Below are 21678 nucleotides of genomic sequence, written 5' to 3' on the forward strand. Positions count from 1 at the left end.
GATAAATATAATGAAAAAGCTAATGTTAATGTTGGCATGTGGGTTAATCACGATAGCCAGTGCTCGGGCGGATACGATTATTGCGCCGCAGCCTCAGGCGAAAATGGATGGCGAAAGGAAAACATTCGCGCTCTACGGAAATTCATATATGCATTACAACAATCATGTGAATACCCGACTGCGTGATTTAAGCCGTTCACTGTTATCCGATGAGGCTAAAGGATATGCCTTTCGTGGGATAACTATTTCCAGCGGACAATTAGGCTGGCACATCCCTAACTTGAGTTTCCAAAATTCGCTCCAGAAATGGGATGTTGTTGTTCTACAGGGCAACTCTATGGAGCCTATTTCGGCTAAAGCAGACTCACGCCAATATTTCACTGACTCAGCCACTGCTATGGCGGATACCGCTCATAAAGCAGGATCTAAAGTTGTTTATTTCATGACATGGGCAAATAAGGATAAACAAGAACAAACAGATAAACTGGCCAAAGCCTATATCGATATTGCCAGTAAAACTGGCGGGTATGTGGCTCCGATCGGCCTGGCATTTAGCCGTGCAATCAAAGCCCATCCAGAAATAGATTTGTATCACAGTGATGGTAATCATCCCTCTTTAGCGGGTACTTATCTGGCCGCCGCGGTGTTGTTTGCTACGATTTATGACCAATCCCCTGTTGGCGGCGCATTGCCAGTTGATAGTGACATGACAGAACAGACCGCCCGGGCGCTGCAACAAGTTGCCTGGGATACCGTGACGGAGTTCCGCCAACAAGGAAAATAAGCTCGGCAAGTCAACACACTGTTGAGATGCCCCCTTATCTGCCATCGGCTAAGGGGAGCATTTTGCTTGAAGCTAGCAAAGTATCCTCTTTACGCAGAGCCTCAATAATAAAATCGATATTGCCAGCTTGGTGATCAAGGCGGGGGGGAGCACTTTCATTGGTAACAATGACTGTGGGCTTCGTGTGGTGGCAATTATTGGGTTTTGTTAAATAGCGGTTTAAGCTCAAATAATAGGCAAAAAAAACCCTTACCAATCTCATTTGGTAAGGGATGCCAATTCGGCCAACACCAGGGAAACATTATAACCGTTTATTTATCATACGATTAATTTGAGTTAATGACATGACTTAAGTCAAGTTTATCAAGATTACATTAATTTGTTTAATGTTTATTATGCCATTAAAGGTTTTTTTTTCGTTCTGAGGTTATTGATGCTGTTGCACAAGGGCGTTAGTGAGCCATGTTAGCAGTAAAATAAATATGATAATTAGATTAAAATTATTTAATAACAGACAGTTAAATGAAGAATGATAGTGCTGTGGGATGGCATATTGGTCTGAAGGTTAAACTGGCAGGATGGTTATTGGATATGGAATTTAGATTTCAGAAGGATAGTAGCCATCTGAATGTAAAGCCATCCAGACGGCAGGGTAAAACTTGGTGTTGGTGGACTAAAGTCCCTGGTATTGGCGAAAATATATTCATCGCAGACTAACTTTCTTAGCATTAGTGCGCTAAGATATTAGTTCTATTATATTTGAAACTAATTCTGTAAAGCAAAAACAGTTTAATTAACATAGGGCTATAATAATAGCTGACCTTAAGTCTAGCTTCCAAAACTATCCTTTGGTCTAGGTTTTTTTCGTTTTATGTTGTTAGCTAATTTCATATAAGAAATTTCTGTGAGGATATCTTATACCGTATTTTCTATTGAAAACAATGTGATAAAATTGTACTGTGGCACTACGCATCAGGTAAATTTGGTTTGTTATGATAATTGATTATTTTGATAATGAAAGTATTAATGAAGACATCAGAAACTATATTCAAAGAAGAATAAAGTCTTATGGTGATCTTCGTTATTCTTATTTAGTTATGAATAAGAAAACACCGTTGCATCCTACAATTATCTCTAACTATCCATTAGATTGGGTAAAAAAATACAAAAAAAATAGTTATCATCTTATTGATCCAGTTATTTTGACGGCGAAAGACAAAGTTGCCCCCTTTGCATGGGATGACAACTCGGTTATCAACAAGAAATCAACAGATTCGGCAGTATTTAAGCTAGCCAGAGAATATAACATTATTAATGGTTATACTTTTGTACTCCATGATAATAGTAACAATATGGCGACGCTAAGTATTTCTAATGGTAGCGACGATAGTATCTATTTTGATGAAAGCATTGAAACAAATAAAGAAAAAATCCAAATGTTGCTCATTCTTACCCATGAGAAAATGTTAGGGCTCTATCATAATAGTACCGAAAAAAATGAATCAGGCTCTAATAAAATAGAGCGGGATATATTCTCTCCTAGAGAAAACGAAATATTATATTGGGCCAGTGTAGGTAAAACTTATTCTGAAATATCAATTATACTAGGAATAAAAAGAAGTACAGTTAAATTCCATATTGGTAATGTTGTCAGAAAACTTGGCGTTTTAAATGCCAAGCATGCAATAAGACTTGGCATCGAGTTAAAATTAATTAAATCTATTTTATGATATTGGGTACGATCAGTGGCCAATTTTCAAGAATACCAGGCTCGATTTGATGTATTCTACGTATTTTATTTATGAGTTTTTGTTGGCTATCAACATCGACACCAAGATGTAAAAGATAAATGACTTCATTTTTCTCTGACTCACCTTGGTTCACTACCGTAATATTCCAGCCGGAACGTTTAAGTAGCACAAACATGCCGCGACTGACGACAGTTAATATCCCTTTATACCCATGGTCTTTAGCATAATTAACCATAGCTAAAAAAAGTATTGTGCTAAGAGAACTATTATTACCTACCATATCTCTTGCTAATGCTTTCTCAACAAAAAAGCGACTGGATTCAATAAATCCATCAATCGGCAAATCAATATCAGCAAAGTAAGGTGAGAATGGTCCGGTGATCATTGTCGGATATTTCATCTCAACAAATCGGACACTGCAGACAATAGTGTCATCTATGGTGCCCAATATATAGTTGGTATTCTCATCATCATATTGGTCGCTTTCTTTGCCATCAATGCAAGTTACTTTCCAGTCGAGTCGATCTTTAAATGTTATTTTTCTGAGTGAAAAGACCTCGTCTAACTTTCTTTCAGGCATATTATTAAAGTTTACGTTAAAGAGTTTTAACATAATAAAAACCAAAGTTATTTAATTAAAACAACATCGTACACGATCTTTGCCTATCAGTGCAAACATTGAACGATGCTAAATTTTCAGGTGAATGGTAAATAAAAGTCCACATCACTGTACAATTATTCGGCAGGCGACTCAACCTTTACATCTTTTTGGGCTTGATATGGGCTATTGGTGTGATGTAATTGGATTACCTCAATCTTTTTAGAGAAAAAGTGACATCAGACAGGACTTTTGGGTGAGAAATGGTTATAACGAAACAATGTTTCATTTCTTTATCGAAAAGGATGTTGACGTGGACAGTAGTCCTCCGCTTTTTACCAATAAAAAATTTGTTTTTCTTGTGGCGACTTTCTGTTGTTTACTTTGGGGCAGCGCTTATCCTGCTATTAAAAATGGTTATGCGCTATTTCATATCGCGCCAGATGATATTCCGAGCAAAATGGTGTTTGCCGGGTATCGTTTTTTATTGGCCGGCATTGTGTTACTTCTTTTTGCTATTGCTAGTGGTAAAGCCATTGGTCGCCTTAAAAAAGGCCAATATAAGCAAATTGCTATTTTGGGGTTAACACAGACCGCTTTGCAGTATGTATTTTTTTATATTGGTCTGGCATATACCACCGGAGTAAAAGGTTCGATTATGAATGCAACAGGCACATTTTTTAGTGTGCTATTAGCGCATTACATTTATAAAAATGACCGGCTAACATTCAATAAAATCATTGGCTGTGCATTGGGCTTTGCCGGTGTCATGGTGGTTAATTTCGGCTCCGACTTGATGGATTTTAATTTTTCCCTGATGGGGGAGGGTTGTGTTGTATTGGCAGCTTTTATTCTTTCGGCGGCCAGTATTTATGGTAAACGAATCTCACAAACCATGGATACGACGGTGATGACAGGTTACCAGCTGGCTATTGGCGGACTGGTCTTGACGGTCGGTGGCTATTTGTTCGGTGGCAACTTGAGTGAGTTTGGTTGGCAGGCACTATTATTGCTGGCATATCTGGTGCTGTTATCGTCGGCTGCATTTGCTTTATGGAGCTTATTGCTCAAATACAACCGGGTTGGCATGGTGGCCCCATTCAATTTCCTTATTCCGGTTTCTGGTGCGGTTCTGTCGGCCATTTTCCTGAACGAAAGTATTTTAGAGTGGAAAAATGCTATTGCGTTGGTCCTGGTTTGCGTGGGGATTATCTTGGTTAATCGGATTAAGCAGAGCAAAACCTAGTTTTTTACCTTGAATAACAAGACTATTATTTAAAGTACACACATTATTTTCCTCTTTATTCTGCCCAGAACTACACTAACAAGTCACTGCCAGCAATTATTGCTAGTGATAACTATCTGGCCCACACACCACAATGATTGCGGTGCGTGGGTCTCTAAAGAGGGCAAAATCATGCTGATTCAGCCTTATCTGTTTTTTAATGGCAACTGCGAAGAAGCGGTCAACTTTTATGCTCGGCAATTAGGGGGCGATGTGGTTGCCATGATGCGTTATAAAGAAATTCCCAACCCTGAGAGTTGTCCTCCCAGTACTGATCCTGAGTCCATCATGCATGCCCGTCTGCAAATCGGTAGCAATGTCATTATGGCCTCTGATGGTTGCCCTGATGAGGGTGATAGCCCACATAAAGGTTATTCACTTTCAATTAATGTGGCAGATATGGGCAAAGGTGAAGATCTGTTCAAGCGTTTATCTGAAGGAGGGCAGGTGATTATGCCGTTTGGTGCGACATTCTGGGCCAAAGGCTTCGGCATGCTGACCGACAAATTTGGTGTGGGCTGGATGATTAATGTCGAATGACAATGATTGAGCGATAATTTGGGCATGCCACCGTGAGTTGTGGCATGCCTAAGATAATAAGTAACGAGGAAATCAGGCTTTATCCGTCACAATTTTAACCCCAACGCGGCTGACACGATCAGAGTCCATTTCGGCAATTGTCCAAGTCAGGCCATCCCACTCAATCTGATCACCAATAACCGGTTCACCACCAAAGAGATAGAGCACGAATTGGCCCAGAGTTTGCTGCTTATCGATGCCAGGTTCCAGATTAAGGCCATAAATCTGGGAGATGTCATGGAGTTTTGCATCCGCATCAAGAATGAAATCACCAAAGAAACGCTCATCCAACTGGATACTAGGCGACTGACTAAACAGTTTCCCCAATGCCGGTAAGTCATGCTCCTGACCGATAACACACAAGATATCGCCTTCTTTCAGGCGGGTGCTGCCGGTTGGATGCAGCAAGTCCTTGCCCCGAAACAGTGCTGCAATTCGGGTTTCTTGCGGCATTTTCAAGTCACGCAAGGCGGCACCGATGCACCATTTGTCGGAGCTTAGTTGATAAATAAACTGCTCCCACTGATTATTTTTATCAATGTCTAAACCAATCCGCGCGACCGGAGCCAAGGCCGGAGGCACCACGAGTTTTGTCTTGCGTGCGGCAAATGACAAACTGGTCCCTTGCAATAGTAGTGAAACCAGCACGACAAAAAAGGCGACATTAAAGAATAGATTTGCATTGGGTATTCCCGCCATCATTGGGAATACGGCCAAAATAACCGGCACCGCGCCACGCAAGCCCACCCATGAAATAAAGATTCGCTCACGCAAATTAAAGCTTGGGAATGGCAGCAAACCAATGAATACCGACAGCGGGCGGGCAAACAGAATCATCCACAAGGAGAGGATCAGCGCCGGAATGGCAATCGGTAACAACTCACTCGGGTTAAGCAGCAGCCCCAAGACGACAAACATGCCAATCTGACTGAGCCATGCCAGGCCGTCAAAGGTTTGTAAAATTCCAGCCCGGTTACGGATGGGGCGGTTGCCGAGCAACAGGCCGCAGAGATAGACCGCCAAGATGCCGCTACCATTCATTGCGGTGGTGAGTGCAAAGACTAAAATCCCGCCGCTGACCGCCAGTAGTGGGTATAAACCATTCGGTAATTCTATCCGATTGATCAGCAAGAGCAGTAATCCGCCGCCACTCAGCCCGATGAAAATCCCTAAACCAAATTGCTGAATTAAGTGCACCAAGAACATCCAACTGAGGCTGCTTTCACCGGCGGAAATCATGGCAATTAAGGTTATGGTTAAAAATACCGCCATTGGATCATTGCTGCCCGATTCTATCTCCAGAGTTGCACTGACGCGCTCATTGAGGCCTTTGCCACCTAATAGGGAGAATACGGCGGCTGCATCCGTGGAACCTATGATGGCACCGATTAATAAGCCTTGAATAATATCTAGGTTGAATAGCCAAGCCGCCGCCAAACCGGTCAGGCCTGCGGTGATTAACACACCCACCGTGGCTAGTGAGAGAGCCGGCCAGAGCGCGACGCGGAAGGATGAAGCCCGGGTGCGCATACCACCATCAAGTAGAATTACCGCCAGCGCCAGGTTACTGACCAGATAGGCGGCGGGATAGTTATTGAAAGCAATGCCACCAATGCCATCGGTCCCCGCCAACATACCGATGCCGAGAAAGATGACCAGGATGGGGATACCTAACCGAGAAGAGAGTGAGCTCAGTAAAATACTGGCTCCTACCAGCACAGCGCCGATCAAAAAAAGGCTATTAATAGTGATGGCGTCCAAGGTGGAAGATCTCCTGATGTAAACGAAATAAATGAAGGGCGAGCAAAATTATTATACACAGATTTGCTGGAATCGATGGGAAGATATGACCTAATTCAATGTGTTATTGACGCCGTAATGACAATGACGGTGGGGAAGGAAAGAGGATAAGAACAGAATTGTACAGATAACCGCCAGGTCGCTCACCTTTAATCGCCCAGCGGGGAATCAAGGGTGAGCGTTGGTTTATAAACTAATCACGTTTTAAGGTTGCTAACGCTCTGCGTAGGGCCTCGGCGGTGACTATTTTTTCCTGCTCAGGCAGGGTATCGACAGAAAGTTGTGACAGCTCATGGACTAATACACTGCGATCTTTACCCGTTATCGCGCTGTCCAGTGCACCGCTTAGGCGGCTAACTAAGGCCAACAGGGCGCTGAACTCGGTGACGGACGTAGTATCAGATGTGGGATTATTCTCAATAGATTCTTGCTTATTCATCACAATTCCTCTTTTTGTTGTCACTGCAAGTGAAACAAATCCCGCTAAGGAATCAACAGGATAGTTGCTCTGAAAACAGAGCGCACAGTGAGGCACTTGCCATCCCGCATCTACATGATGGTTTGACAGTGTAGCGGTTTTATGGCCAAAACGGTATGTAGATACATAGATTGCTTAGCAATAACATTATTCGTTTGGATAATACTTTGATTACGCCGTTTGCTGCTGTGGCTTACCAGAAAACAAGAATTTCAGCACAGGAATACGGCGATGAACCTCGTATAGCACAAACGAAATCAAACAAACAAAGACCATTCCAAGTATGAAACCCAGGCCATTATTGTCAATTTGTGGCGTAATAAAGGCACCATATATTAAGGTTAATGGGTGATGTACCAGATAGATGAAGAGCGAGGCGTTAACCAGATAAGTGATACGTGGTGACGGATAATTGAGCAGTCGATGTCCAAAAGAGTAGACAACGTTTGTCATAGTCACGCCCATTAATGCTTTGATAATAAGGTCCAACTCGAAAGCAAAAAACTCAGAAGTATTAATGTGTTGGTTCAGATAATAAGCACAGAACAATAGTACTGAGGCCACTAACGCACCCGGTGAAAACCTGAGAAATACCTGCTTAAGTGGAGGATAGATAAAACTGTAGGCACCCAGCAAAAAGAAAGGCAGATAAAATAGTGTCTCCATAACAAAGAAATTGAAGACGCTATTAAAGAGTATTTCTGGGTTAAGGAGAAATATGATCCGGCGTATTACTGAATAAATAAATACAAATAGAAACAATGATAGTGAGATTTTTCCTATATTATTCATTCCCTTTATCACCGAAGGAACTGCGTGTTTTTTATTCTTCATTTTCTGGAACAGATAAAAGCAGATACCGGTCAGTAATGCGAGGGTTAACAAAAACCATAAGTGCGAAACAACTTCCCAAATAGCAATATTTATTTTTTGATAAATTGTAAATGAATTCCAATCTTGTAATTTATCGGTGTAGTTCTTGAGCAAGAAGAACTGTGGCAATGTAATGAGTGGGATGGCGGTAACTAACGGAATAACCACACGCTCCAGGCGGACCTGAAGCCAGCGCTGGCGCTCATAACGCTGATATAACATGAAGGAAAAATAGCCTGAAATAACAAAAAAAACCTGCATGCGAAAGGCATGAATGAAATCATTCAGTATAGTGAATAGCAGTGACGGGTGGCTGCTGTTAACGGCCCAATGATTGCTGGAGTATATAAGAGAAAGATGAAAAGGAATGCCGAGTAACATCAAATAGGCGCGTATTGCGTCTAGAAAGTACTCCCGCTGGTTAGTGTTTTTTTTCATACTTATTCGCTATTTGTTATCGGAATTAGAATAACGTATCTGATTTTGCCCGAGGTTTTTTCTTTATAATAAATATTCGTTGATAACTATATACGTTATCAATGGATCAGTGCGACGAGAAACACTACTATAAGGGTTAATAATTTTCCATAGCGTATTTTAGCCTGGCTTGCTAGGCTTGTGGCTTAGCCACTGGTTTACACAATGAGCTGGCGGTTTAACTCCGGGCGTAACAATAACCTGGATTTATCTGCTTGCCCTGCTGGATAAACCGTCAATAATTTGGCTGTTGTGATTTAGGGGGAGATGTGCAAGTTAATATTTTGTCGAACGTCAATAGAATGTCAAAAGGGTCGCGCGCGAATAGCGTCAAATGGCTGGGGATCACTCTCCTGCTATCATTATTCACTTCTCACGCAATGGCTTTCTCATTAGATGATGTGGCTAAACAGGCACAGGCTCTGGCGGGTAAAAGCTTTGAAGCACCAAAAAGTAATCTTCCATCGCAATTTCGAGAAATGAAATTTGCCGACTACCAGCAGATTCAGTTCAACCATGACAAGTCATATTGGACCAAACTGGATACGCCATTTAAGTTAGAGTTTTATCATCAGGGGATGTATTTCGATACCCCGGTGCAGATTAATGAAGTTACCGCCACCAGTGTAAAACCTATCAATTATAGCCCGGATTATTTTAACTTCGGCTCGGTCAAACACGATCCTGATTCAGTGAAGAATTTGGGCTTTGCCGGTTTTAAAGTGCTTTATCCGATTAACAAGGCGGATAAAAAAGATGAAATCGTCAGTATGTTGGGTGCCAGCTATTTTCGCGTGATTGGTAAAGGTCAGGTATATGGCCTTTCTGCGCGTGGGTTGGCCATTGATACGGCATTGGCCTCTGGTGAAGAGTTCCCACGTTTTCGTGAGTTCTGGATTGAAAGGCCAAAACCTAATGATAAACATTTGGTGATTTTCGCCTTACTGGATTCCCCGCGCGCCACTGGTGCTTACCGTTTTGTGATTTATCCGGGGCGCGATACCACTATTGATGTGCAAGCCAAAGTCTTCCTGCGCGATAAAGTTGAGAAACTGGGGATTGCACCATTAACCAGTATGTTCCTATTTGGCCCGAGCCAGCCGTCTACTGTGCTGAACTATCGTCCGGCACTGCATGATTCGAATGGTCTTTCTATTCATGCGGGCAATGGTGAATGGATCTGGCGACCACTGAACAATCCGAAACATCTGTCAGTCAGTACCTATACGGTGGAAAATCCTAAAGGATTCGGTCTGCTGCAACGTGGCCGTGAATTCTCGCAATATGAGGATTTAGACGACCGCTACGATCTGCGCCCAAGTGCGTGGGTGGAGCCGCGCGGTGACTGGGGTAAAGGTAAAGTTGAGCTGGTGGAAATCCCAACGGCCGATGAAACCAACGATAATATCGTCGCGTTCTGGACACCTGACGTGTTGCCAGATGCGAAGAACTCCTTGGATCTAAACTACCGTCTGCATTTCACCCGTGATGAAGAGAAATTACATTCACCGGAAGTGGCCTATGTGAAACAGACTCTACGTTCAACCGGTGATGTGAAACAGTCAAATCTGATTCGCCAACCCGATGGCAGTGTGGCTTTCCTGGTTGATTTTGTCGGCCCAGTGCTGAAATCACTTGATGAGAATGCACCACTGGCCTCGCAGGTGAGTGTTGATGAAAACGGTGAGTTGATTGAAAACTCTGTCCGCTATAACCCAGTCACTAAGGGCTGGCGTTTGACACTGCGGCTAAAAGTTAAGGATGCCAAAAAACCGATAGAGATGCGCGCTGCGCTGGTTAATGGCGATAAAACCCTGACTGAAACCTGGAGCTATCAGCTACCTGCCGATGAATAAGTCAAATCAATCCCCTGTACAGGATTACATTGCGGACTTGCCCCTGACTGCACAGCAGCAAGGGGCGCTACGTGATGCTTTACCTGAGGATGTGCTACTTGATAGCACACCGGATGCCATCCCTCTGTTGCATCAGCAACTGGCGGCCAGCATGTCTGAATCTGAACCCACCTGTAGTGAGCAAGACAGCGCGTTGGCTTCCGTTGATGCGCGTTTGCAAGCTGCATGGCCGGATGCACTGAATGATGGCAAGCTATTAGCGCAAGATGCAGAAGGGCGCACGGTTATTCATGCTATGCCGCCGATCAACCGCACCAGCATGGCACCGCAAGCATGGCGCACCAATCCAGTAGGACGTTTTTGGGATTCATTGCTGGGTCGCAGCCCTGTTTCACGGGCACAGAGCCATGAAGAAGCGGCGGCTGAGAAAAAGTGGCGTAGCGTGGGTTCGCTGCGCCGCTATATCCTGCTGATACTGATCGTGCTGCAAACCACGATAGCTACCAGCTATATGAAGACCATTCTGCCTTATCAGGGCTGGGCATTAATCGATCCTTTCGAGATCTGGCAACAGAACTGGCAGGTGTCGGTGATGCAATTGCTGCCTTATTTACTGCAAACCGGCATCCTTATTCTGTTCGCCATTCTGTTCTGCTGGGTCTCTGCCGGTTTCTGGACTGCGCTGATGGGGTTCCTGCAATTATTGATTGGCAAAGATAAATACAGCATCTCTTCCACCATTAAAGGGGATGAAGCGTTAAATCCCGCGCATCGAACTGCGCTGATTATGCCTATCTGTAATGAGGATGTAGAGCGAGTATTCGCCGGGCTGCGGGCAACCTATGAGTCTGTGGCCGCGACGGGGCAGCTTGAGCACTTCGATATTTATGTGCTGAGCGACAGCTATGACCCTGATATCTGTGTAGCAGAGCAGAAAGCCTGGTTGGAACTGTGCCGCGATGTTGATGGTCATGGCCGTATTTTCTATCGCCGCCGCCGCCGTCGGGTTAAACGTAAAAGTGGCAATATCGATGACTTTTGCCGCCGCTGGGGCAGTCAGTACAGCTATATGGTGATTCTGGATGCTGACAGCGTAATGAGTGGTGGCTGCTTGACTGGCTTGGTGCGGCTAATGGAAGCCAATCCGAATGCTGGCATCATTCAGTCTGCGCCGAAAGCATCCGGTATGGATACGCTGTATGCCCGCGTTCAGCAATTTGCGACCCGAGTCTATGGCCCGCTGTTCACTGCCGGCCTGCATTACTGGCAATTGGGCGAATCCCATTATTGGGGCCACAACGCCATCATTAGGGTAAAACCTTTTATTGAGCACTGCGCGCTGGCACCTTTGCCCGGTGAAGGCTCATTCGCTGGCGCTATTTTGTCTCATGACTTTGTGGAAGCGGCATTAATGCGCCGTGCCGGATGGGGGGTGTGGATTGCTTATGACTTGCCGGGCAGCTATGAAGAATTGCCACCTAACTTGCTTGATGAGCTAAAACGCGACCGCCGTTGGTGCCACGGCAACTTGATGAACTTCAGGTTGTTCTTGGTTAAAGGTATGCACCCGGTTCATCGGGCCGTGTTCCTCACCGGCGTCATGTCATATCTGTCGGCACCGTTGTGGTTTATGTTCCTGGTGCTGTGTACTGCGCTGCAAGCAGTACATACCCTAATGGAGCCGCAATATTTCTTGCAACCACGTCAGTTGTTCCCGGTTTGGCCTCAATGGCGGCCAGAACTGGCCATCGGGCTGTTCTCCACCACTTTGGTTTTGCTGTTCTTGCCTAAGTTACTCAGCATCATTTTGATCTGGGCGAAAGGGGCGAAAGAGTATGGTGGGGCAATACGCCTGCTGATATCGATGTTGTCTGAAATGCTGTTCTCAGTATTGTTGGCACCGGTTAGGATGTTATTCCACACCGTATTCGTGGTCAGCGCTTTCCTCGGATGGTCAGTGCAATGGAATTCACCGCAGCGTGATGATGATGCCACTCCCTGGAGTGAAGCGATGGTGCGTCATGGGCCACAGCTATTACTGGGTTTGGTCTGGGCGGGTGGAGTGGCCTGGCTGGATCTGCGCTTCTTGTGGTGGCTATCGCCGATTGTCTTTTCGTTGATTCTCTCGCCAGTAGTTTCGGTTCTGTCTAGCCGCCGCACTTTGGGGCTTGCCAGTAAACGGGCTAAATTGTTCCTGATCCCGGAAGAATATAGTCCACCACGGGAATTGGTGGCGACGGAAGAGTATCTGAAGCTTAACCATCAGCGTGCGCTCAGTAATGGCTTCTTTCATGCAGTGATGAACCCATCATATAACGCGTTGGTTTGTGCCATGGCAACTGCGCGTCATCACACTCGCGCGATTATCGAACAGGTGCGTACCGAGCGGGTAGCGCAGGCGCTGGAAGCTGGGCCAGAGAAACTGGCTAAATTACAGCGACTGGAACTGCTCAGTGATCCGGTACTGATTGCGCGTTTGCACCAGCAAGTGTGGCAGCAGCCGGAGCAATATCGAGTCTGGAACGGATATTATCGCCAGTTGGCGCATAATATGAAGGCGTTCCCGGCAGCTAAGTAGCTAATCCGGTAATACTAAAATAGAAAACGGGCCTACAGCATGTATTGCCCGTTTTTTTTTACAGCTAATCAGGCCGTCTCTTAACACTCGCTGCACGGCTTCTTAACACGCCACTATGATAAACTACATTCAGTCCTGAATTTGAAAGCATTCATTATCTGAACTGCAAATTGTGTGAGTCCCATGTTTAAACCAATCAATCGCCGGTCTGGCCTGATACGAAGCTTACTGCTGGGGACAAGTCTGATGCTGTTGTCCGGCTGCGGTAGCATTATCAGCCGTACAGTGCCGGGGCAGGGGCATGGACACCAATATTATCCCGGAGTGCAATGGGATATGCGCGAGGGGCCATGGAAATATGTCACGGTGATTGATGTTCCCCTATCAATGATTGTTGATACTTTTATGCTCCCCATTGATGCCAGCCACGGCCCCTACGAATAACAGTAGGAGCGATATAGATGCCAGTCAAACCAGCCACCACTCATCCACCGGTATTAGCGTCAGCCTCGATAATGCGGGTTGCCAGACCGACAGATAACCTTGAAATTGTCAGTGAGATGTATTGCTGTGGTCTGGGGTTCACCCCATTAGGCCGCTTTACTGATCATCAGGGATTCGATGGCGTCATTCTTGGTCATCCGCACCACGCCTATCATTTAGAATTTACTCATCACCGTGGCGTTGAGGTAGGAAGGGCACCGACGCAGGACAACTTATTGGTATTTTATATACCGGACGAGGAGTTGTGGGCCAGTCAATGCCAACAAATGTTAGTCGCTGGTTTTAACTCAGTAACATCTTATAACCCTTATTGGGATGTGAGCGGAAAAACCTTTGAGGATCCTGATGGTTATCGAGTGGTATTGCAGCAACGAGGGTGGGCGCTATAGCTATTTCACTAATATAAACTTGCCATAAAGAAACCCGCCACAAGGACGGGTTTTTGAATCGAGCTTGGTTGAGCAATAACTATTAGGCGGCTTGTTGGCCCTGAGTATTGTTCATCAAGCGGCGAATAGGCACGATAAGCAAGATCAACACGGCCGCACAGATAACTAAAGCAATTGAGCAGCGGGCAAACAGGGTTGGCAACATATCAAGCTGGTCTGCTTTAACATGACCACCAATCAGACCCGCCGCCAGATTACCCAGTGAGCTGGCACAGAACCATAGCCCCATGACCTGACCGCGCATTCTGTCTGGTGCCAGTAGCGTCATCGTCGCCAGCCCAATAGGGCTTAAGCACAATTCACCCAGCGTCAGCAGCAGAATACTCATCACCAGCCACAATGGCGAAACACCGGCACCACCACTGTTAAGCACATGCTGCGCGGCATACATCATTACGGCGAAGCCCGCAGCGGCACATAAGATACCAATGACGAATTTAGTGATACTGCTCGGTTGAATCTTCTTCTTCGCCAGCGCAGGCCATGCCCAACTGAATACTGGTGCCAACAGAATAATAAATAGTGCATTTATCGATTGGAACCAGACTGTTGGGATCTCAAAACCCATAACAGTACGGTTGGTATAGTCATTAGCAAACAGGTTAAATGAAGTTGGCTTCTGTTCAAAAGCTGACCAGAAGAATGCCGCTGACACCAACAGAATAAAGCACACCAGCAGGCGGGCGCGGTCTTTACGGCTCATGTTGGCAAAAGCAAACAAATAGACAAAATAGAGGGTAACGGAAGCGGCGATAACATATACCAGTAAGCTGGCAATCAACACCGGGTTAATCGGGATAACGCCCTGAGAAATCAAGGCTATGATGACCACGACCACGGCCATGATGGCGGTAACCCACTTGCCCACACCCTGACGTTGAACGGTGGGTTTATTCCAGCTTGAGTCCAGGCCAACTTCTGCGTCATAGCGTTTCATCGCCGGGATAGCAAAGCCACGGAAGATAAGTAATGCCACCAGCATACCAATCCCGCCGATACCAAAGCCCCAGTGCCAGCCATGGGTGCGCAACAGCCAACCGGAGAGCAGTGGCGCAATAAACGACCCCATATTGATACCCATATAGAACAGTGAGAAACCACCGTCACGACGAGCATCGCCGGGCTTATACAGCGTCCCGACCATCACGGAGATACAGGTTTTGAACAGGCCAGTACCCAGCACAATAAACACTAAGCCGATAAAGAACAGGTCATTACCAAAGAAGGCGGACATAGCAATCGACAGATGACCCAGCGCAATCAGGATAGAGCCGTACCATACCGCCCGCTGTTGCCCAAGCCAGTTGTCAGCCAGCCAACCACCGGGTAATGCTGCCAAATACATGCTACCGGCAAAAATCCCGACGATAGCCGAAGCTTGTTCACGCGGCAGACCCATACCACCATCAAATACTGTGGCGGCCATGAATAGAATTAAGAGGGGGCGGATGCCGTAAAACGAGAAACGCTCCCACATTTCGGAAAGAAACAGCCCGCTGAGCGGATAAGGATGACCAAAGAACGTACGACCGCTTTGGTTGTTAACAGAGGTTTGCATAAAGTCTTCCCATAGAATCGCCGTAAAATGAGCGAATAAACCATCATCGAATGTCACCCTTTTGGCACTGCGGCCGGTTCTCAGGCTTAACACTCGTTACAGTAGAATTTAACGCAATAATAACGTCATTTTTTTGTGTCCATCGGGGTTATATCGTATTTTTAGATGAAAAGTCGACACGCATCGCATTTATCAGGGTTATGTTTCTGGCTTTAACCGCTTTTCGCTACAATAATACGTGATATTTTCTAATGAAATGTGGACTTATTAATTATATTTATCAATAAGTTAAAATGAAAACTGAAGGTTTTATTGGTTCAGCGGCTTATTTTCAACTGTCTTGCGGTTGTTGAACTTCACGCTGCCGTGCTTTTAGTGGCTGGCGCTGCAAACACCAGTAAGAATAAATCGCGTTAAACAGCACGACGACCGCCGTGACACAGAACACGGCACGGAAGCCATAGCTGGCGGAAACCGCCGCACCTAATAGTGGGCCACTGACATTACCGACATCACGAAATGATTGGTTATAACTAAAAATCCTACCAGCCACCTGATTAGTGCAGTTATAAATTAATAGCGTCTGTACCGCGGGCAGCAATGCGCCATCAGTTGCGCCTAATAAAAAGCGCAGAATGCCCAGTTGTAGCGGCGTCTGAACAAAAGCCATCGGGATCAGAATCAAGATGGAGAGCGCCAGCATGGCAATCAAAATACGTTCCGGGCCGATTTTATCGCCCAGTTTTCCCAAGCGCGGCGCACTCATCAGCGCGGCAACACCGGGCACCGAAGCAATCATGCCGCTGACAAATGCCAGATTATGAATATCACCCGCCAGTTCACGCACATATAACGTCAGGATCGGCGCGATAGAACCGGTGGCAATCTGGATAATCATGGTGGTGACAAACAGGCTGAGGATTAACTTCGGATTTTTTAGCGAGTTAAATACTTGCCGCCCATTGAGCATGTCTTTTTTCAGTACTGGGGCAAATTGCTCTCTGACATACAGCCATGTCATAGCAAAACAGGCGAACAAAACCCCGGCCGTAATAAAGAATACCGGGCGCAAGTCATAGTTATCGGCCAAGAGCCCACCAATCAATGGCCCAATTAATGCGCCGCTGACCCCGCCGGTTGACAGCGTCCCCAAAGCCCAGCCACTTCTGTTGCGAGGAACTTGAGTGGCAATGAGTGCATTGGCATTAGGAATAAAGCCACCCAATAGCCCCAGCAGTGCTCGCAGTGCCAAGAACTGCCAGATATTCTGTGCCATCCCCATCAATACCATCACAATCCCCATACCGAGCGCTGAGCGCAGCAGCATGATTTTGCGGCCTTTCCGGTCGGCAAGGCTGCCCCAGAATGGCGCGGCAATAGCAGAAAACAGGAAAGTGATGCTGAAGACCAAACCGGACCACATGTTTAATGACTGGTGGCCGCTCACACCTAACTCCTCCACATAAAGTGGCAGGAAGGGCATGATCAAACTAAATGCCGCGCCGGTTAGAAAACAGCCTAACCAGGTGACAAATAGGTTTCTTTTCCAGTTAATAGGTTGTGGAGCCGAGGTCATAAATTACCGATTAAGCAAGTGATTGCTTTGTGTCTCTTTATTCGTCGATAGGGGCGTTTGAAGGGGCAACAAAGCACAAGAAGAAAACAGTTAGCAAGGTAAGTATGCGCCCATAGTCCATTTACATCAATGAGATGAATGTTAGTTTTTATTAAAATGGAAAGGTGGTTTGAAACAGTGGGATAAGCTTATTCGTTTGGGGAATAACAAATTAGTACTCATTGGTCTTAATGTTATATTCAGTATGGTTTTTATCAACATAAAGACATGAAAAAAGCCACTCCGCTAGCGCAAGAGTGGCTCAATATCACATCCGGCATTAGCGCAGATTTTTAGCGGTAAGCTTCGTTCTTGGTAATGGAATAACGGCCACTACCCAGCAGCATAATGGCAACGCCGCCCAAGAAATACATAGCTTCGTTTTCCAGACCCCAAGCACCAACCTGAGTCAGGGTAAAGAATTTACCGGTACCTACCATCAATACGGCAACCAATAAATTAACGGCGTAAATAAACGCCGCTGGGCGAGTAAACAGGCCCAGAATAATCAGCAGCGGGGTAATAATCTCGCCAATGTAAACGCCATAAGCGACAAAGCCCGGAATGCCCTGAGCTTGTAAAGACTCTGCTATCCAGCTAGTACCGTGCTGAATTTTTGCCACACCATGAAATAGCATCAAAATACCGAACGTAAGGCGCAATAATAGTCTGCCGCCGTCCGGGTGATTAGTTAACCGCGTGAACCAGAGATTGAGCGTTGCTAGCATGTGTATATCCTTATCAAGAAAAAAATAACCAGATAATAACTAAGATTAATTATTTGCATTATCAGTCAGATAAATACTATCTTTCTAGCGGATAAAACTGACAGATTGTATCAAAAAAACTGATATAAACTAATTCTCATTATTATTTGTAATATCTTTTTCATCTAAGCGATTACTCATACAGTGAAGGCGCGCCCTCTGGCCGGGTTTTAAAGCGGCGGTGAAGCCACATATATTGGTCTGTGGCCCGAACAATCTCTTTTTCCACCACTTTGTTCATAAAGGCCGCCGCCTCAACTTCATTATCCAGAGGGAAGTTCTCAACCGCAGGTTGTAAAATCAGTTGATACCCTTTGCCATTAGGCAAACGGCGCGGTGTGAACGGGATAATGGCAGGTTTACCCATACGCACCAGCAGGTAAGTCCCAGTGGTGGTTGCGGCTTGATCGACAGCAAATAGCGGCACGAAGACACTGCTGCGTGGGCCATAATCATGATCTGGGGCATACCAGATAATCTCGCCTTGTTTAAGGCTACGAATCATTCCTTTCAGATCCTTGCGATCCAGCATGGCTTTATTCGACCGCATCCGGCCCCATGTCTGCATCCAATCCATAGCTTTATTGTCATGAGGGCGATAGACGCCAATACCCGGATTGTAGATACCAAAAATACGTGCACCCAACTCTAACGTCAGGAAATGCAAGCCGATCAGTAACACTCCTTTACCTTCATCGCGTGCTCGTTGGATATGCTCCAGCCCGCTAACACTGCACCAGCGCTGAATGCGCCAGTTGGGCCAAAACCACGCCATACCGGTTTCAAATAGCCCCATACCGACGGATTCAAAATTCTTAACCAGCAGTTCATCGCGCTCCGCTTGGGGCATATCAGGAAAACACAGCTCCAGATTGCGTTGCGTTATGCGCTTGCGCCGTTTGAGAAAACGCATAGAAAAACGGCCCAGCGAGGTACCCATAGTGTAGATAACCGGGTAGGGGAGTAGCACCAACAAGTAGAGAATACCGAGGCCGAGCCAGGTCAGCCAATAACGTGGGTGCAGTAGTGAACGATCAAAAGAAGGAACTTGCATATCTGTTCTCAGCGTCATTGTAATTCATGCGGACAGTTAACTTGCTATTATTGATGGCGGACGTTGGATCCAGCCCTGTGCCAACCTGCTCATCTGTCATTTTAAGGTAGACTATTCTGGCATTTTTAGGGGCTTACAGGAAAAAAGACCGCACCAAAAAGCCATTTTTATGCTTTTTTACAGAAATTTTCGTCAGCGAAATCACATATTTGATGGTTAATTAGCCAACGGTAATGTGGCTATTTTATCGGATTAAGGATGCTGACCAGTTCCGCTAAACTGCTGACCGCCATTTTTTCCATCACTTTCGCGCGGTGGACTTCTACTGTTCTGACGGAGACACAAGCTTTGTCGGCGATATCGCGATTAATCAATCCCTGCATAACCCATTGAGCAATCATCTGTTCCCTGGGGGTCAGCAAGGCATAGCGCTGTTGTACTTGCCAACGGCTCATCAGTAGCTCCGATTGCCGCAATCCTTGCTGCAACGCCGCCATCAATGGCGCAGTGGCAACCGGTTTTTGCAAGAAATCGACCGCCCCCAGCTTCATCTGTTCCACTGCTTGCGGCACCTCGCCATGTGCGGTGAGGAAGATCACCGCTAGTGTGCTGTTTAACTGGCGCATCCGGGCATAAACCTGTGTGCCATCAAGTAATGGCATGCGAATATCCAGCAATAATACGTCGGACTGATGTAAGTCAGCTTGAGCGAGAAATTGTTCGCCGTCATGCCACACCTTTACTTTGTAGCCCAGGCTTTCCAGTAAAAAACGGCAGGCATCAGTGACGGCAATATCGTCATCAACCAGATGAATCAGAGACAAAAGTCAGCTCCTTGCTTGGGTTAAGGGGAAAGGTCAGTGTCACTTGCAGCCCGATATTACCATTGGGAGCAATAGGGTTACGTAGCGATAGATTTCCGCCCTGACTGCTTATCAGTCGTTGGCAAATAACCAATCCCAGGCCGAGGCCATCACGCTTGGTGGAGCGAAACGGCGTAAAGGGTTGGCTGAGTTGTTCAGCGGTTAAACCGCCAGCATCATCTTGCAAGGTCAGTATCGTCCCGTCGGCTTGTTGATGAGCACTAAACCACAACTGGCGGGCACCGGCCTGCAAACTGTTGGTTATCAGATTACACAAAACCTGATCCAGCAGTGTCGGAGGTAACTTCAGCTTTATGTGTGGTTGGATATCGGTATGCAACTGGCAAGGTGGCTGGTGCTGCTCAGCCCCCAATAACTGCCACAGATGCGGCAGCAGTTCGTGCAGCGGCTGGTTTGCCGTGATGCTTTGAGTTGCTGGCGATTGCGCCGGTGTTTTTCCTGCCCATAGGCGCAGGTTGGCAATGGTGTCGGCGCCGCGCTGGGCCTGTTGGCTAATTTGCGCCAGAATCGGCAGCAATGGATGACCGGCTTGTTCCCTTTGCAGGCGAATGGCGCAGCCATCGGCATAGTGCTGAATGGCACTGAGCGGTTGATTCAGTTCATGCGCAAATCCCGAGGCCATTTCACCGAGAATACTCAGGCGCTGAGCCTGTTCCAGCGCACTTTCTCTGATACGTAGTTGCTGGTGTAGTTGCTCTAATTGGCGGCTGCGGCGGCGCACCAAAAAAGCGACCCAAATATGATTGGCTCCCAGTAGCAGTAAAACCAGAGTGATAACGGCGATCAGTAGCCGATGTTGTTGCGCCCAGTCGAGAACTTGCTGCCAAAAATGCGGCTGTTGCGGGTGTTGGTTCACCGCGCGCAATAGACTTTCTACCTGACTGGTGGACGAGGGCGCTCCCCACTGTGGGGCTTGGCTGTTCGCGGGGTTAAGCAAAATCCGCGTTACATTATCGGCGAGCTGATCAGGAACCTGCGCGAGCGCGGCAAATGACCAATTAGGGTACAGTTCGGTGCTGGTAATACAGGGGATAGCTGGCTGTTTTGCCAGCAATGGCCGAAAGTCGCTTGCATGGACTAGCCCCTCGGCTTGCATATCTTCCAACAAGCAAGTAGGAACGATGGCAGCGGAAATTGCGCGGTCGCGCAGGAGATAAATCAAAGCATCAACCGGGAAGCCGGTGAAATGTAACTTAAAATCCTGCTCGGGTTGCAGCCCTACATCGCGTAACGCTTTGTATCCCAATAAATAACCGCCAAAGGCCTCGGGGGAAACGGCACCGACGCGCTTACCGACAAGAGCCTGTGGCGAATGAATGTCGCTGTCTGCACGCACCAGAATGACACTGCCAATCACATTACGGCTGGTGCCATCCGGTTCATGGCTGGAACGTAAAGAAACCAGCCAGCGCAGGGGATAGTGATTATCAATCTGTACATACTGCGCCGGGTTGGTGAGCAGAAAATCAATTTGGTTCTGCTCCACGGCGCTTTTCATCGCCGATAAATCCAGTGGCAATAACTGAAAATGCTGCTCCGGTAATTGTTGATTCAGACTGTCGACCAGCGGTTGCCAATGGGCTTGCGCCTGCGCATCCCCGCGTAATGCCAAAACACCAATCGTCCAATCTCGGGCATCAGCGGTAGAAACACACAACCACAGCATTATCGCCAGTACTCTGAAGTTCATGCATGTTCCTTTTTATGATCCCGATCGCGGTGCGCAATTGTCCTGGATCAAGTCCCTAAAGGGAATGTGGAAAACCACAATAGGGCTTCTGTTTATCA

18 protein-coding genes are annotated in these 21678 nt (G+C 46.4%); 8 read left to right on the top strand and 10 right to left on the bottom strand.

Annotated elements, in window-relative coordinates:
* Nucleotides 1-10 precede the first annotated feature (10 nt).
* Both N0H69_RS11675 and N0H69_RS11680 read left to right on the top strand, forming a co-directional pair.
* A complete protein-coding gene (locus tag N0H69_RS11675; RefSeq protein ID WP_050135515.1) occupies nucleotides 11-784 on the top strand; it encodes an SGNH/GDSL hydrolase family protein in 774 nt (257 codons plus the stop codon).
* Nucleotides 785-1776: 992 nt separating this feature from the next.
* Nucleotides 1777-2514, top strand: a complete 738-nt coding sequence (locus tag N0H69_RS11680; protein WP_050109023.1) for a helix-turn-helix transcriptional regulator — start codon at nucleotides 1777-1779, stop codon at nucleotides 2512-2514.
* Here N0H69_RS11680 and N0H69_RS11685 read toward each other — a convergent pair.
* Nucleotides 2504-3148 carry an acyl-homoserine-lactone synthase gene (locus N0H69_RS11685; RefSeq protein ID WP_050109024.1) on the bottom strand — a complete coding sequence of 215 codons (645 nt, stop codon included), beginning with the start codon at nucleotides 3146-3148 and terminating at the stop codon, nucleotides 2504-2506. The genes N0H69_RS11680 and N0H69_RS11685 overlap by 11 nt on opposite strands.
* Nucleotides 3149-3446: 298 nt before the next feature.
* Between N0H69_RS11685 and N0H69_RS11690 the strand changes: the two genes are divergently transcribed.
* Both N0H69_RS11690 and N0H69_RS11695 read left to right on the top strand, forming a co-directional pair.
* Nucleotides 3447-4379, top strand: coding sequence for a DMT family transporter (locus tag N0H69_RS11690; RefSeq protein WP_050109025.1), 933 nt, complete (start codon nucleotides 3447-3449; stop codon nucleotides 4377-4379).
* A gap of 171 nt (nucleotides 4380-4550) precedes the next feature.
* Nucleotides 4551-4958 (top strand): VOC family protein, encoded by a 408-nt coding sequence (locus N0H69_RS11695; RefSeq protein ID WP_050151074.1) that lies wholly within the window; start codon nucleotides 4551-4553, stop codon nucleotides 4956-4958.
* A 72-nt stretch (nucleotides 4959-5030) separates the two neighbouring features.
* On the opposite strand, the gene N0H69_RS11700 is transcribed toward N0H69_RS11695, so the two are convergent.
* From N0H69_RS11700 to mdoC, 3 genes are all read right to left on the bottom strand, one after another.
* On the bottom strand, nucleotides 5031-6758 hold the full coding sequence (locus N0H69_RS11700; RefSeq protein ID WP_050109027.1) for a potassium/proton antiporter: 1728 nt from the start codon (nucleotides 6756-6758) through the stop codon (nucleotides 5031-5033).
* Nucleotides 6759-6990: 232 nt separating this feature from the next.
* Complete coding sequence (locus N0H69_RS11705) at nucleotides 6991-7236, bottom strand: hypothetical protein (RefSeq protein ID WP_050121049.1); 246 nt, start codon at nucleotides 7234-7236, stop codon at nucleotides 6991-6993.
* A gap of 210 nt (nucleotides 7237-7446) precedes the next feature.
* The gene (gene mdoC / locus N0H69_RS11710; RefSeq protein ID WP_050151075.1) at nucleotides 7447-8586 is read right to left on the bottom strand and encodes a glucans biosynthesis protein MdoC; all 1140 of its coding nucleotides are present in this window, start codon (nucleotides 8584-8586) and stop codon (nucleotides 7447-7449) included.
* Nucleotides 8587-8927: 341 nt separating this feature from the next.
* Here mdoC and N0H69_RS11715 point away from each other — a divergent pair, with 341 nt between their 5' ends.
* The 4 genes from N0H69_RS11715 to N0H69_RS11730 all read left to right on the top strand — a co-directional run bounded on the left by N0H69_RS11715 (nucleotide 8928) and on the right by N0H69_RS11730 (nucleotide 13952).
* The gene (locus tag N0H69_RS11715) at nucleotides 8928-10481 is read left to right on the top strand and encodes a glucan biosynthesis protein G (RefSeq protein ID WP_050151105.1); all 1554 of its coding nucleotides are present in this window, start codon (nucleotides 8928-8930) and stop codon (nucleotides 10479-10481) included.
* Nucleotides 10474-13059 (top strand): glucans biosynthesis glucosyltransferase MdoH, encoded by a 2586-nt coding sequence (gene mdoH, locus N0H69_RS11720; RefSeq protein ID WP_050151076.1) that lies wholly within the window; start codon nucleotides 10474-10476, stop codon nucleotides 13057-13059. The genes N0H69_RS11715 and mdoH overlap by 8 nt, the downstream gene beginning before the upstream one ends.
* Before the next feature lie 183 nt (nucleotides 13060-13242).
* Nucleotides 13243-13503: a YceK/YidQ family lipoprotein gene (locus tag N0H69_RS11725; protein WP_072077478.1), complete on the top strand. Its 261-nt coding sequence runs from the start codon at nucleotides 13243-13245 to the stop codon at nucleotides 13501-13503.
* 17 nt (nucleotides 13504-13520) lie between these two features.
* Nucleotides 13521-13952: a VOC family protein gene (locus N0H69_RS11730; RefSeq protein ID WP_050109031.1), complete on the top strand. Its 432-nt coding sequence runs from the start codon at nucleotides 13521-13523 to the stop codon at nucleotides 13950-13952.
* Between the two features lie 82 nt (nucleotides 13953-14034).
* Here the strand turns inward: N0H69_RS11730 and N0H69_RS11735 are convergent, their stop codons facing one another.
* From N0H69_RS11735 to ttrS, 6 genes are all read right to left on the bottom strand, one after another.
* Nucleotides 14035-15570 (bottom strand): peptide MFS transporter, encoded by a 1536-nt coding sequence (locus tag N0H69_RS11735; protein ID WP_050109032.1) that lies wholly within the window; start codon nucleotides 15568-15570, stop codon nucleotides 14035-14037.
* A gap of 331 nt (nucleotides 15571-15901) precedes the next feature.
* Nucleotides 15902-17146 carry a multidrug efflux MFS transporter MdtG gene (gene mdtG, locus N0H69_RS11740; RefSeq protein WP_050151077.1) on the bottom strand — a complete coding sequence of 415 codons (1245 nt, stop codon included), beginning with the start codon at nucleotides 17144-17146 and terminating at the stop codon, nucleotides 15902-15904.
* A 332-nt stretch (nucleotides 17147-17478) separates the two neighbouring features.
* Nucleotides 17479-17913: a DoxX family protein gene (locus tag N0H69_RS11745; RefSeq protein WP_050109034.1), complete on the bottom strand. Its 435-nt coding sequence runs from the start codon at nucleotides 17911-17913 to the stop codon at nucleotides 17479-17481.
* A 172-nt stretch (nucleotides 17914-18085) separates the two neighbouring features.
* On the bottom strand, nucleotides 18086-19006 hold the full coding sequence (locus tag N0H69_RS11750) for a Kdo(2)-lipid IV(A) acyltransferase (protein WP_050151106.1): 921 nt from the start codon (nucleotides 19004-19006) through the stop codon (nucleotides 18086-18088).
* Nucleotides 19007-19245: 239 nt separating this feature from the next.
* Nucleotides 19246-19830 (bottom strand): tetrathionate respiration response regulator TtrR, encoded by a 585-nt coding sequence (gene ttrR, locus N0H69_RS11755; protein WP_050151078.1) that lies wholly within the window; start codon nucleotides 19828-19830, stop codon nucleotides 19246-19248.
* On the bottom strand, nucleotides 19808-21580 hold the full coding sequence (gene ttrS, locus N0H69_RS11760; RefSeq protein WP_050151079.1) for a tetrathionate respiration histidine kinase TtrS: 1773 nt from the start codon (nucleotides 21578-21580) through the stop codon (nucleotides 19808-19810). Before ttrS ends, ttrR begins: the two co-directional genes overlap by 23 nt.
* Nucleotides 21581-21678 lie beyond the last annotated feature (98 nt).

It is taken from the genome of Yersinia alsatica (assembly GCF_025133195.1).
GTDB classification, from domain to species: Bacteria; Pseudomonadota; Gammaproteobacteria; order Enterobacterales; family Enterobacteriaceae; genus Yersinia; species Yersinia alsatica.